We start from the raw sequence: 13,268 nt of genomic DNA on the forward strand, positions 1-13,268 counted from the left end.
CTAACGCTCCTGCTGATAGGTGGGGCCTGCGCCGTGGGTGTCCGTACCGGCCTGTCGGCCCTGCTGGACGCCACGGCGGAGATTGGTCAGCCGGCCACGCACGTCGTTGGGCGCGCGGGAGACCTGTGGACCGGACTGTGCGGTGGACTGCTGCTGTGCGGTACCCGCCACCAGGTTGGCGCGGGGCACACGGCGCGGCAGACCCGAGGTCGTGACGCCGCCGGCAGCGGGCTCACGCAGCTGCTCGGCACGCCGCCAGCGCTCGTCGTTGGGCGAGGCTCCCCAGTTGCCGGCGTCGGGCGCCGCGCCGTGGGAGGCCGCCGGATCGCCCTCGGCGACAGCGCCGTCGCTCCCGGCGGGAGCGCCCGGGGTGGACCGGCGCTGCGGCAGCGGCGGCACCGCCGAGGCGGGCTGCCCGGGGCGGGGAGCAAACGCCGGGGCGGGCTGCCGCCCGTTGCCCTGCGTACCGCTGCCGTCGTCCGCCGGGCCCGGACGGCCCTCGTACGGCTGTGCCTGCGGGGTGGGCTCCCCCGCGCCACGGAACCAGTTGGACTCCATGGAGGCGAAGATCGGAGTCGGTGCGTCCTGCGGGGCCGGGGGCCCGGAGGGTATGCCGTCCGAGTAACCGGTGCCGGGCTGCTGCGGCCGCGCGTGCTCGCCGGTGCCCTCGGGCTCGTCGTGGCCGCGCGGCGCTTCGGCGTCCTGCGGCGGACCCTGCTCGGGCCGCGCCCAGCTCGGGCGGCTCTGCGACGCGTCGGCCGTGTCCGCCGGCTGCGGCGGCGCGAACTGGCCCGTGTGACCCGGCCCGTCGGGCCTGCCGGGGCCGGCGTACTCGCCGGTGTCCGAAGGGGAAGGCGCCTGCGGATACTCACCCGTGTCCGCCGGGCCACCCGGCTGCCGCGGCAGCGCGAACTGGCCGGTGTCCGTGGGAGGGGACTGCTGCGGGAACTGGCCGGTGTCCGTGGGACCCGACTGCTGCGGCAGCGCGAACTGGCCGGTGTCCGTGGGAGGCGGGAACTGGCCGGTGTCCGTCGGACCCGACTGCTGCGGGAACCCGCCCGTGGAGTAGGGGTCGGCCGGCTGCGCGTACTGGCCGGTGTCCGAGGGACCGTCCGGCGCGATCCGCGGAATCTCGCTCGTGCTGCCGGGACCCTGAGACGGAGAACCCTGCTGCGGGAAGCGGCCGGTGTCGGCCGGTCCTGCCGGCCCCTGCTCCAGCGCGAACTGGCCCGTCCCCCTGGACGCGTCCGGCTGCGGGAATCCGCCCGTGGACTCGGGGCCGCCCGGTTGCGCGTACTGGCCGGTGTCCGAGGGACCGTCCGGCGCGATCCGCGGAATCTCGCTCGTGCTGCCGGGACCCTGAGACGGAGAACCCTGCTGCGGGAAGCGGCCCGCCCGGCCCGCGTCGCCGGCGCTGATACGCGGGAACTGGCTCGTGCTGCCCGGGCCCTCGTCCTGCGCGGGGGCGCCCGACTGCGCGGGGCCGCCAGGCTGGGCGAACTGGCCGGTCTCGGCGGGGCCGCTCGAGCGCTGCTCCAGCGCGAACCGGTCCGTGCCGTCCTGCTGTGGGGCACCGGCGGCCTCGCTCGCCCCGCCGGGGAGCTGGCCGGCGGGGCCGCCGCGGGTGGGCAGCGGGGGTTGCGGGGCACCGGCGCCGCTCGGGCCCGCGGGGGCCTCGCCCGGACGGGCCGGGCTCGGCGGGGCTCCGAAGAAGTTCACGGCGCTGCCGCCCGAGGCGCCCTGCGCACCGCCCCCGCCCGGCAGCGCCGGACGGGCGCCGCCGCCGTTCTGGCCGCGCGTGGGCAGGGCGCCCAGCCGCGAGCCGCCCTGGCCCAGGGAGCCGGCTCCGGCTCCCGCGCCGGTGCCCGCGGACGGCGCACCGGGCGTGCCGCCCTGCGGGCCGCGCTGGAGGGCCGCCGCGAGGTTGCCGCCCTTGCTGCCGCCGCGCTGCTGCGCGGGCGGCGGTCCGCTTTGGCCGCCGGGCGCACCGGCGCGTCCCTTGGCGCCCTGTGCGACGTCGATGGGGAGCATGACCAGCGCGGTCGTGCCACCGGAGTCGGAGGGGCGCAGCTGGATGCGGATGCCGTGCCGCAGCGAGAGGCGGCCGACCACGAACAGGCCCATGCGGCGGGAGACGGACACGTCCACCGTCGGCGGGTTGGCCAGCCGCTCGTTGATCGCGGACAGGTCCTCGGGCGAGAGCCCGATGCCGGTGTCGTGGATCTCGATGAGGACCCGGCCGTCGGGCAGCGCGTGCCCGGTGACCTTGACCTTGGTCTGCGGTGAGGAGAACGAGGTGGCGTTCTCCAGCAGCTCGGCGAGGAGGTGGACGAGGTCGTTGACGACGCGTCCCGCGACCTCGGTCGCCGGAACGGAGTTGAGCTCGATGCGCTCGTACTGCTCCACCTCGGAGGCGGCGGCACGCAGCACGTCGACCAGCGGGACCGGGCGTGTCCAGCGCCTTCCGGGCTCCTCGCCCGCGAGGACCAGCAGGTTCTCGCCGTTGCGGCGCATGCGGGTGGCGAGGTGGTCGAGCTTGAAGAGCGAGGAGAGCTGGTCGGGGTCGGCCTCACGGGACTCCAGCTCGGAGATGAGCGAGAGCTGGCGCTGGATCAGGCCCTGGCTGCGGCGCGAGAGGTTGGTGAACATCGCGTTGACGTTGCCCCGCAGCAGCGCCTGCTCGCCGGCGAGGCGGACCGCCTCGCGGTGGACGTCGTCGAACGCGGAGGCCACCTTGCCGATCTCGTCCCGGCTGTGGACGCCGACGGACTCGACGGAGGTGTCGACGTCCTGCGGCTCGGCCTCGGACATCTGCTTGACCAGCTCGGGCAGCCGCTTGCGGGCGACGTCCTGCGCGGTGTCCTGGAGGCGGCGCAGCGAGCGGACCATGGAACGGGCGACGACGAACGCGCCCACCAGCGAGATGCCCAGCACGAGCAGGATGAGCGCACCGCTGATCAGCGCCTCGCGCTGCGCCTCGGAGCGCAGCTCGCGGGCCTGCTGCTCCATCTTCTCCAGCAGCGTGTGCTCGATCTTGCGCATCGCCTGGATCTTGGACTCGTCCTGGTCCATCCAGTCGACGTAGGTGCGGCGCTGCTTCTTGATCGCGTCGGGGCTGTGCAGCATCCGGTCGCGGTACTTGTTCGCCATGACGACGTTGACGTCGCTGCCGCCGAGCGGCTTGAGGAGCTCGTCGGTCTCGCCCGCGCCGTAGATCTGGCCGAAGCTGTCGAGCTCGGCGCCCTCGCTGTCGGTGGCGGTCCTGGCGAACAGCCGGTCGCTCTCGGACAGCTTGGGGGTGGGCTGGTGGGCCAGGCCCGCGGAGATGATGGCCCGCTGGATGGAGGCGTACTCCTTGGCGCTGGAGAACGCGGCCAGGGCGCGGGTGCTGCGGATCATCTCCGAGTTGCTCGTCGCCTGCGCCATGTCCTGCGAGAGGGAGAGCAGGGACTCGATGAGCTGGTTGTAGGAGGTGACCGTCTGGGAGACGTACTCCGGGTTCTCGTAGGCGCGCTCGCGGATCGTGTTGATCGCGGTGAGCTGGCGGGTGATGTCCAAGACGGTGGACTGGACGCCCGCCATCACCTTGTCGCTGCCGTCGATGTCGCCGGTGGTCTCCTTGAAGGACTGGAACGCCTTGTCGGTGTCCTCGCGGGCGCCGACGACGACGTCGTCCTTCTGGTTCCCCGTGCTGACCAGGGGGCCAGCCGAGCGGTCGCGCTCCTCCTGGAGGGCGGCGGCGAGCTCGGTCGCCTGCTCCGTCATCTCGGTGAGGCGCTTCATGTTGTCGAGCTGGTCGACGTTCTGGAGCGAGTCGGAGATGCGCAGGCCGCCGAGTGTGGTGGCCGCGATGACGGGGAGGGCGAGCAGGGAGACCAGGCGCGTACTGATGTGCCAGTTGCGCAGCGCCATGCGCGAGCCCGGGTCGGGGGCCGGGGAAGAGACCGAGGAGGCCGAGGCGGCGCTCTTGCCGCTCCCGTTCTTCGCGGCCTTGCCCGTCTTTCCGGGCTTGCCGGCCTTGTCGGCCTTCGCCGCGGCGCCCTTCTCGCCGCTCACCTGCTGACCGGAGGGCGTGCCCTGACCTTGGGGCCCGCCGTCCTGGGCGCGCTGAGGCTGGGACCCGCGGTCGGCTGAGCCGCGCGCCTCCGGGGCTCCCTCAGCGCTGCCATCCCTCTTGAAACGTCCCTGCACTAGCGTCGCAACCTCTGGACCAGGCGTCCCCCCGTCGCGACGGCGGGACGGTATCGAGTCGTGGGGGTCCCAGGCCCCCATGGCGGTCGTGATGACCGGCGCGTCCCCTCAGCACCGTCGCGCGGCGCCGCATCTGCGTCCGACGCGCGCCGGTCATGTTTCGTCCTGCGGCGGTCCGTGGAATTCCAGCACAGTGCCGGATCCGCAACAAGGGCTGTGGATAACCACCGGCGATCAGTAACCATCCGCACTCGAATCCCTACGGTGCGTCGAAATGGCGAAGTGGAATGCCGGACTTCTCCCGATCGAACATCCGCTCCCTCTGACCCGCCCACCATGACTGCAAGATCAACACTGTGCACGGATTGCCCTGTTGGCCCGCTCTGCCCGATTGAGTCGCCGGGCCGGCGATTCCTTATGTCGCTTTTGGTAACCGGCTGGTGAGGAAACTCACATGGCAAGCGTTGCCTAGGTCACGTTCGGGCGGGGAATAGCGGGCCTACTCTCGGCGTTTACATCTCACATCGAAATGACAAGCCGAGCGAGGTAAGGGCATCCAGTGAAGTCCACACTGACCATGGGGAAGATAGCCAACCCGCGGCGCACCACCCTGGCGCACCTGAGCGACGCCGACGAGCTGACGGCTCGTGCGGTGCAGGCGGACGCGGCGGAGCCGGACGCGGTGCAGGCATACGCCGCGCAGGGCGCAGCGCAGGACGCTGAGGACGCGCTCCCCAGCCAGACGGCCAACCCCCGCCGCACCACGCTGGTGGACTCGCCGGTGAGCTGAGCGCGGCACACCGAGGCGCACACACCGAGGCGCGTGCCGGAACCCTGTCCCCGGGGTCCCCGCACGCGCCTCGGTCGTTCCAGGCCCGCGGCCGGCGCTCTGCCGTCCTCGCGTCCGCGCCCGCCGCTGCCGGCGCTCAGCCCTGCCAGCTGTGCGGCGCGCGGAAGCCGTGCTGGCGCTCCAGCCGGCGCCAGCCCGCCTTCGACGGGCGCCCACGGCGCGCGGGCGCCCGCGTCTGACCGGCCCGCGTCGTGGCGGCGGCACGGGCGAGCAGCAGCGCGGTGACCGCGGCCAGCTCCTCCGCGTTGGCCTGGCCCTTCTCGACGCGCACGACGCCGTCGGCCGTGGCGCCCGACGGGCCGGTACTGGCGGACTCCTTGGGGGTCTCGTTCATCAGTGCTCCCATCACTGCGGGGGGTTGCCGTGCTTGCGCGACGGCAGGTCGGCGTGCTTGCTGCGCAGCATCGCGAGGGACTTGATGAGCACCTCGCGGGTCTCGGCCGGGTCGATGACGTCGTCCACCAGGCCGCGCTCGGCGGCGTAGTAGGGGTGCATCAGCTCGGCCTTGTACTCCTTGACCATCCGGGCGCGCATGGCCTCGGGGTCGTCGGCGGCGGCGATCTGGCGGCGGAAGACCACGTTGGCCGCGCCCTCCGCGCCCATCACCGCGATCTCGTTGGTCGGCCAGGCGAACGTCAGGTCGGCGCCCACGGACTGGCTGTCCATGACGATGTAGGCGCCGCCGTAGGCCTTGCGCAGGACGACGGAGATGCGGGGCACGGTCGCGTTGCAGTACGCGTACAGCAGCTTGGCGCCGTGCCGGATGATGCCGCCGTGCTCCTGGTCGACGCCCGGGAGGAAGCCGGGGACGTCCAGCAGCGTGAGGATCGGGATGTTGAAGGCGTCGCACATCTGCACGAAGCGGGCGGCCTTCTCGCTGGCCTCGATGTCCAGCACTCCGGCCAGCGACTGCGGCTGGTTGGCGACGATGCCGACGACCTCGCCGTCCATCCTCCCCAGCGCGCAGATGATGTTGGTCGCCCAGCGCTCGTGCACCTCCAGGAACTCGCCGTCGTCGACGAGCTCCTCGATGACCTTGCGCATGTCGTAGGGGCGGTTGCCGTCGGCGGGCACCAGGTCGAGCAGCGCGTCGCCGCGCCGCTCCGCCGGGTCGTCGGTGGGCTCGGACGGCGGGTTCTCGCGGTTGTTCTGCGGCAGCAGGGAGAGGAGGTAGCGGACCTCCTCCAGGCAGCTCTCCTCGTCGTCGTAGGCGAAGTGCGCCACGCCGGAGGTCGCCGCGTGCACGTCCGCGCCGCCCAGCCCGTCCTGGGAGACCTGGGCGCCGGTCACCGCCTGGACCACGTCGGGCCCCGTGATGAACATCTGCGAGGTGTCGCGGACCATGAAGACGAAGTCGGTCAGCGCCGGGCTGTAGGCGGCGCCGCCCGCGCACGGGCCGAGCATCACGCTGATCTGCGGGATGACGCCCGAGGCCTTGGTGTTGCGCTGGAAGATGCCGCCGTACCCGGCGAGCGCCGCGACGCCCTCCTGGATACGGGCGCCCGCGCCGTCGTTGAGGGAGACCAGCGGCGCGCCCGCCGCGATGGCCTTGTCCATCAGCTTGTGGATCTTGGTGGCGTGGGCCTCGCCCAGTGCGCCCCCGAAGATCCGGAAGTCGTGTGCGTACACGAACACCGTGCGGCCGTGGACGGTGCCCCAGCCGGTGATCACGCCGTCGGTGTACGGCTTCTTCTCCTCAAGACCGAAGCCCGTGGCCCGGTGCCGGCGCAGCGGCTCGATCTCGCGGAAGGTGCCCTCGTCCAGCAGCAGGTCGATGCGCTCGCGGGCGGTCAGCTTGCCCTTGGCGTGCTGGGCCTCGGTCGCCTTCTCGCTGGGGCCCTGGAACGCCTGTGCACGGATCGCGTGCAACTCGGCGACACGCCCGCGCGTGTCCTGCGCCGGAGCTGTGCCGGGCGCGGCCTCCTCGGTCCGTGGCGACGGCTGGGACAGATCGGTCATGTATAGACCCTACGAAACCGCGGGCCTCACCGCCGTCGTCAGATTCGTACAGTCTCCGCGCCCGATTCATGGCAGCGCTGGACAGAACCCGCGAGGGGACATGGGGCCAAGCAGGGGATCCTCACATCACCGGTCCCGGTTGCTGTGGGGATTCCACAGCAACCGCGACCATGAGGGGACCGCGTGCCTCCGGTTGCCCTGCGGGCGGTCAGCCGCAGGTCAGGCCGTCGCACCCCGGGTCTCCGGGGCACCACCTGCACCCTGCGGCCCCCGGGCTTCCCCGTTCCCCCGGGCTTCCCCGGCGCCCTCGTACATTCCGGCCGCCGCACCCCCTTCGGTTTTCCCGAACTCGTCCGCCGCGGGCGTTCGGGCCGGAGCGGACACCCCTCCCGCCGCGGGCACCCCTTCCGCCGCGGGCACCGCTCCCGGCACGGGCATCCGCGACGCCGCGGTCGGCTCAGCCGCCGGACGGTCCGGCTCCCCCATCGTCACCGCGGTGAAGACCGCGGCCGTGACGGCGGCCGAGAGCAGGAAACTGAGGTCGAAGCCGCCCAGGTGGGGGACGAGCACGCCGGTGTAGACGGGCGTGTCGACGGCCAGCAGGCCGACGCCCGAGCCGATGGACCAGGCCACGGCTGCCCGCGGGTTCCACCCTGCCGTGAACCAGTACCGGCCGCCGACCGAGCGCCGGTTGAGGACCTGGAGCGCCTCGGCGTCGTAGTTCCCGCGGCAGCGCGCGTGCCCGATCAGCACGATCACGGCCCACGGGGTGCCGACGGCGGTCAGCAGCAGGACGAACGCCGTCATCGCGTCCTGGGCGTCCCACACGAAGTGGCCGAGGTAGACCAAGGCGGTGGCCAGCGCCGCCACACCGTAGGTGGCACGGGTGCGGGTGGTGCGCGAGGCGATGGCGTCCAGGTCCAGGCCCATCGAGTAGAGCATCAGTCCCGCGTTGCCGACCGAGCCGAGCGAGGCGGCCAGCAGCAGGGGGACGAGGAACCAGAACGGCGCCTGCCGGACGAGGGGGCCCGCGTAGTCGCTCGCCGCGTCGACGGCGACCGCGGTGAAGGTGCCGAACAGCTGCGGTATGAGCAGCCCGGCGACGAGCCCGCCGCAGGTGGTCAGGTAGACCCGGCGTGTGGAGTGACGGGCGGGCGACATGTAGCGGGTGTAGTCGCCGAGCAGGGTGATGAAGGCCATCGGGCCGCTGAGTCCGGCCGCGACGACGGCCAGCAGCCAGGTGGGGAGGAAGTCGCCCAGCAGGTAGCTCGTCCCCGTGGGGGCCCGGGTGGTGAACTGCGGCGCGTAGGCGACCAGGCCGACGACCAGCAGCGCGGTCATGCCGATCGCCAGCACGCGGCTGAGCCGCAGCAGCAGCCGGTAGCCGTAGACGGCGCACACGGCGGTGCACACGGCCAGCACCGCGTAGACGAGCGCGTAGGAGGCGGCCGAGTCCGGCAGCCCGGACAGCCGGGCGAGTGTGCCGACCATCGCGTCGCCGCCGACCCACAGGGTCAGTGCCGTGTAGCCGAGCGAGAGCAGCAGCCCGATGGCCGAGCCGAGCAGTCTGCCCCGTACGCCGAACTGGGCGCCGCTGCTGGTGGAGAGGTTGGTCGCGGTACGCAGGGAGACCAGCGCGAGCGGGGCGACCAGCAGCGTCCCGACGAGGGTGCCCAGCACCATCGCCGAGGCGGAGGCCCAGAAGCCGAGGCCGAAGGAGACCGGCAACCAGCCGAAGACGACGACACCGAGCGCCAGGTTCGAACCGATGAGGAAGCTGACGATGTCGCGGGGCCGGCTCGTGCGCTCGGCCTCGGGGATGACGTCGACGCCGTGCTGCTCGATCTGCATGGTGCTCCCTGCGGGTCGGGCACTTCTTTGAGTCGCGCTCAATCTGAGGCATGCGCTGCACCCAGGTCAATGGGTTGAGCAGAGACTTGACTATTTGACCATCGCTCTAAATGCTGGAGCGGCACGGGCCGCCCGCTCCGCGGGAGGGCACACCCGGCGAGGCGGAAGGTGGACGAACGTGCGGCTGGGGCCGACCGAGAGGGACCGCCTGCTGATCTTCGGCACCGCCGAGCTGGCACGGGCCAGGCGGGCCAGAGGGCTCAGGCTCAACGTGCCGGAGGCGACGGCGCTGATCGCCGACACCGTCTGCGAGGCCGCCCGCGACGGGCGCCGGCTCGCCGAGGCGATCGCGGCGGGACAGGCCGTCCTCGGCCCCGGTGACGTGCTGCCCGGCGTGGCCGACGTCCTGACCGAGATCCAGGTCGAGGCCGTCTTCGACGACGGCTCCCGGCTCGCGGTCGTCCCCTCCCCCCTCGGTGCCGCCGCCGCGGAAAAGGGGCCCGGCGCGGTACTGCCCGCAGGCCCCGAGGCGGGCACCGACGCGGCGTATTCCCCGACGCCGCCCGAGGTGACGCTGACCGTGCACAACACCGCCGACGTGCCGGTCAGCGTCACCTCACACTTCCACTTCTTCGAGGCCAACCCGCGCCTCGACTTCGACCGCGCCGCCGCCTACGGCATGCGGCTCGCGGTGCCCGCCGGATCCTCCGTCCGCTTCGATCCCGGCGGCGTCGGCGAGGCCGGTCTCCTCCCCCTGGGCGGCGACCGCGTGGCCATCGGCTTCGCCGGACTGGTGGACGGCCCGCTGGACGCGCCCGGCGCCCGCGAGGAGGCGCTGCGCCGCGCCGCGGCCTGCGGCTACCTGGGCGCCACGCCCGGCCCCCGCCCCCCGGACGCCGCGCCCGACCCCGGACCTCCGCACCCCGAGGAGGACGCAGCATGAGCGTGGACCCGCGCGAGTACGCGGCAGTACACGGGCCCCGCGCGGGCGACCGGGTGCGGCTGGGCGACACCGGCCTCCTCGTCCGCGTCGAGTCCGACTCCCAGCGCCCCGGCGACGAGTTCCTGGCCGGATTCGGCAAGACCGCCCGCGACGGGCTGCACCTGAAGGCGGCCGCCGTCCGCGAGACGTGCGACGTGGTCATCAGCAACGTGCTGGTCATCGACGCGGTGCAGGGCATACGCAAGGTGTCCATCGGCATCCGCGAGGGCCGCATCCACGCGATCGGCCGGGCGGGCAACCCGGACACGGTCGACGGGGTGGACGTCGTCGTGGGCACCGGCACCTCGATCGTCTCCGGCGAGGGCCTCATCGCCACCGCGGGCGCCGTGGACACCCACGTCCACCTGCTCTCACCGCGCATCATGGAGGCCTCGCTGTCCTCCGGCACCACCACGATCATCGGCCAGGAGTTCGGTCCTGTGTGGGGCGTGGGCGTCAACTCGCCGTGGGCGCTGGGGCACGCGTTCTCCGCGTTCGACGCCTGGCCGGTCAACATCGGCTTCCTGGGCCGCGGCTCCTCCTCCCACCCCGCACCCCTGGTGGAGGCACTGGCCGAGGGCGGAGCCTGCGGCTTCAAGGTGCACGAGGACATGGGCGCGCACCACCGGGCGCTGGACACCGCGCTGCGGGTCGCCGAGGAGTACGACGTCCAGGTCGCGCTGCACAGCGACGGGCTGAACGAGGCGCTGGCCGTCGAGGACACCCTCGCCGTGCTGGAGGGGCGGACCATCCACGCCTTCCACATCGAGGGCTGCGGCGGCGGCCACGTGCCCAACGTGCTGCGGATGGCGGGCGTGCCCAACGTCATCGGCTCCTCCACCAACCCCACGCTGCCCTTCGGACGGGACGCGGTCGCCGAGCACTACGGCATGATCGTCTCGGTGCACGACCTGAAGACCGACCTGCCGGGCGACGCCGCGATGGCCCGCGACCGCATCCGCGCGGGCACCATGGGCGCCGAGGACGTGCTGCACGACCTGGGTGCCATCGGCATCACCTCCTCCGACGCGCAGGGCATGGGCCGCGCGGGCGAGACGGTGCGCCGCACCTTCCAGATGGCGGCCAAGCTCAAGGCGGAACGGGGCGGCCCGGACGGCGCCGGCCCCCTCACCGGCGCCGGGGACGACAACGCCCGCGTGCTGCGCTACATCGCCAAGCTCACCCTCAACCCCGCCCTCGCGCACGGCCTCGCACACGAGATCGGCTCCATCGAGCCCGGCAAGATGGCGGACATCGTGCTGTGGCACCCCGCCTACTTCGGGGCCAAGCCGCAGTTGGTTTTCAAGTCCGGCTTCCCCGCCTGGGGGGTGACCGGCGACCCCAACGCGGCGACCGACAGCAGCGAACCCCTGGTGCTGGGCCCGCTGTTCGGCGGTCACGGTGCGGCACCCGCCGAACTGTCCGTGGCGTTCGTCTCCCGCGCCGCCGTCGACCAGGGCGGCGACACGCTGCCGACCCGGCGCCGCCGGGTCGCCGTCCGCGGCACCCGGGGCATCGGCCCCGCCGACCTGGTGCACAACACACGTCTTGGCGCGGTGGACGTCGACCAGCGCACCGGACTGGTCACCCTGGACGGCGAGCCGCTGCGCTCCGAACCCGCCGAAAGCGTCTCCCTCAACCGCCTCTACTTCCTCTGAGTCCCCGCCGCCTTCGAGCACCGCAAGGAACGCCCTGCCATGAGCACCGCAACGCCCGCCACCCCCTTCATGCCTCCCGAGTGGGCGCCGCACGAGCGCACCTGGATGGCCTGGCCGGCGCGCAACCCCACCTTCGAGGACGCCTCGGTGCTGGCCGGGGCCCGCACCGCGTGGGCGCGGGTGGCCCGCGCCGTCCGCCGCTTCGAGCCGGTCACCATGGTGGCCGACCCGCGGGACGTGGCCGGGGCGCGCGAACAGCTCGGCTCCGGCATCGAGGTCGTCGCGCAGCCCCTGGACGACGCGTGGATGCGCGACATCGGCCCGACCTTTGTCACCGGGGGCGGCCGGCTGGCGGCCGTCGACTGGACGTTCAACGGCTGGGGCGCCCAGGAATGGGCGCGCTGGGACAAGGACAAGCTGGTCGGCGGTTTCGTCGCCGGGCGGGCGGGCGCGGCCGCCCACCCCTCACCGCTGGTCAACGAGGGCGGCGGCATCCACGTGGACGGCGAGGGCACGGTGCTGCTCACCGAGACGGTGCAGCTGGGCGCCGAGCGCAACCCCGGCTGGACGCACGAGGAGGTGGAGGCCGAGGTGCACGCGCGGCTCGGCACGGCCAAGGCCATCTGGCTGCCGCGCGGACTGACCGCCGACTACGGCGCCTACGGCACCCGCGGCCACGTCGACCTGGTGGCCGCGTTCGCCGCGCCCGGCGTCGTCGTCGCCCACACCCAGCCCGACCCGGCGCACCCCGACCACGACCTGTGCAAGGAGACCGTGAAGCTGCTGCGCGCCGCCACCGATGCGCGCGGCCGCGAGCTCGAGGTGGTCGAACTGCCCGCGCCGACGGTCACCCACACCGAGGACGGGGAGCTGGTCGACTACTCCTACGTCAACCACTACCTGTGCAACGGCGGCGTGGTGCTGTGCGGCTTCGCCGACCCGCGCGACGAGCACGCCGCCGGGATCTTCCGCCGCCTCTTCCCGCAGCGGACGGTCACCCTGGTGGACGCCCGTACCGTCTTCGCCGCCGGCGGCGGCATCCACTGCGTCACCCAGCAGCAGCCCCGTCCGTGAGCCGGATAGGCTGACCGGTCGGGTTGCCACTCGTGGAAGGCGGAGGGATACGGCGGTGGGCGTGCGGACCGGGACCAGTTCCACCAAGGGCGGGCGCCGCGCGGCGCAGCCCCGCGAACAGGTGCTCGCCACCGCCATGGAAATGATCGCCGAACGCGGTCTCGACCGGCTCACGATGGCCGCGCTCGGGCGCGAGGTCGGCATGAGCAGCGGCCATCTCGTCTACTACTTCAAGACCAAGGACGAGCTGCTGCTCCAGACCCTCCAGTGGAGCGAGGAACAGCTGGGAGCCGAGCGCCGCACAGCCCTCGCCCGCCGGGTACCGGCCAGGGAGCGGCTGGACGCGCTGGTCGAGCTCTACCTGCCGCACGGCCACCGCGACCCGCACTGGGCGCTGTGGCTGGAGGTGTGGAACCGCTCGCAGCTGGCCGACGACGAGGTGCGCTCCCGCCAGCTGGAGCTGGAGCTGAGCTGGCACCGCGACCTGGTGGCGCTGCTGGTGGAGGGCGCGGCGGCCGGTGAGTTCGCCGCCGTCGACGCCGACCGGTTCGCCACCCGCACCCGTGCCCTCCTCGACGGTTTCGGCACCCACCTGGTGGTGGGCCTGCCCGGCGTGGACCGCGCCGTGGTCCTCGCCCACGTACGCGACCACTTCGACGCGTCCCTCATCCCGCCCTCGCGCACTCCCTGATCCGGCGCCCGC

General features: G+C 73.1%; 9 protein-coding genes. 5 read left to right on the top strand and 4 right to left on the bottom strand.

What is annotated here, in order from left to right:
• Positions 1–4,191 carry a sensor histidine kinase gene (locus tag DQ392_RS14175; RefSeq protein WP_114015945.1) on the bottom strand — a complete coding sequence of 1,397 codons (4,191 nt, stop codon included), beginning with the start codon at positions 4,189–4,191 and terminating at the stop codon, positions 1–3.
• Between the two features lie 559 nt (positions 4,192–4,750).
• On the opposite strand from DQ392_RS14175, the gene DQ392_RS14180 reads away from it, so the two are divergent.
• Entirely contained in the window at positions 4,751–4,981 is a 231-nt protein-coding gene (locus DQ392_RS14180) for a hypothetical protein (protein WP_181856417.1), read from the top strand.
• 136 nt (positions 4,982–5,117) lie between these two features.
• Here the strand turns inward: DQ392_RS14180 and DQ392_RS14185 are convergent, their stop codons facing one another.
• The 3 genes from DQ392_RS14185 to DQ392_RS14195 form a co-directional block, all read right to left on the bottom strand.
• A complete protein-coding gene (locus DQ392_RS14185) occupies positions 5,118–5,375 on the bottom strand; it encodes an acyl-CoA carboxylase epsilon subunit (RefSeq protein ID WP_114015946.1) in 258 nt (85 codons plus the stop codon).
• 11 nt (positions 5,376–5,386) lie between these two features.
• Positions 5,387–7,000, bottom strand: coding sequence for an acyl-CoA carboxylase subunit beta (locus DQ392_RS14190; protein ID WP_114015947.1), 1,614 nt, complete (start codon positions 6,998–7,000; stop codon positions 5,387–5,389).
• Between the two features lie 219 nt (positions 7,001–7,219).
• On the bottom strand, positions 7,220–8,851 hold the full coding sequence (locus DQ392_RS14195) for a cytosine permease (RefSeq protein ID WP_245981452.1): 1,632 nt from the start codon (positions 8,849–8,851) through the stop codon (positions 7,220–7,222).
• Between the two features lie 178 nt (positions 8,852–9,029).
• On the opposite strand from DQ392_RS14195, the gene ureA reads away from it, so the two are divergent.
• From ureA to DQ392_RS14215, 4 genes are all read left to right on the top strand, one after another.
• Complete coding sequence (ureA, locus tag DQ392_RS14200; protein WP_114015948.1) at positions 9,030–9,794, top strand: urease subunit gamma; 765 nt, start codon at positions 9,030–9,032, stop codon at positions 9,792–9,794.
• Entirely contained in the window at positions 9,791–11,491 is a 1,701-nt protein-coding gene (locus DQ392_RS14205) for an urease subunit alpha (RefSeq protein WP_114015949.1), read from the top strand. Before ureA ends, DQ392_RS14205 begins: the two co-directional genes overlap by 4 nt.
• A 39-nt stretch (positions 11,492–11,530) precedes the next feature.
• Entirely contained in the window at positions 11,531–12,565 is a 1,035-nt protein-coding gene (locus tag DQ392_RS14210; protein ID WP_114015950.1) for an agmatine deiminase family protein, read from the top strand.
• 136 nt (positions 12,566–12,701) lie between these two features.
• A complete protein-coding gene (locus DQ392_RS14215; RefSeq protein WP_245981475.1) occupies positions 12,702–13,256 on the top strand; it encodes a TetR family transcriptional regulator C-terminal domain-containing protein in 555 nt (184 codons plus the stop codon).
• Positions 13,257–13,268: the final 12 nt, after the last annotated feature.

This window comes from Streptomyces reniochalinae, assembly GCF_003323735.1.
Taxonomy (GTDB): domain Bacteria; phylum Actinomycetota; class Actinomycetes; order Streptomycetales; family Streptomycetaceae; genus Streptomyces; species Streptomyces reniochalinae.

What these genes read in the sequence shown, in the direction of transcription:
- DQ392_RS14185 (WP_114015946.1), bottom strand. Translation starts at nt 5,375, where the DNA reads ATGAACGAGACCCCCAAGGAGTCCGCCAGTACCGGCCCGTCGGGCGCC.
- DQ392_RS14190 (WP_114015947.1), bottom strand. Translation starts at nt 7,000, where the DNA reads ATGACCGATCTGTCCCAGCCGTCGCCACGGACCGAGGAGGCCGCGCCC.
- DQ392_RS14205 (WP_114015949.1), top strand. Translation starts at nt 9,791, where the DNA reads ATGAGCGTGGACCCGCGCGAGTACGCGGCAGTACACGGGCCCCGCGCG.
- DQ392_RS14195 (WP_245981452.1), bottom strand. Translation starts at nt 8,851, where the DNA reads ATGCAGATCGAGCAGCACGGCGTCGACGTCATCCCCGAGGCCGAGCGC.
- DQ392_RS14215 (WP_245981475.1), top strand. Translation starts at nt 12,702, where the DNA reads ATGGAAATGATCGCCGAACGCGGTCTCGACCGGCTCACGATGGCCGCG.
- DQ392_RS14210 (WP_114015950.1), top strand. Translation starts at nt 11,531, where the DNA reads ATGAGCACCGCAACGCCCGCCACCCCCTTCATGCCTCCCGAGTGGGCG.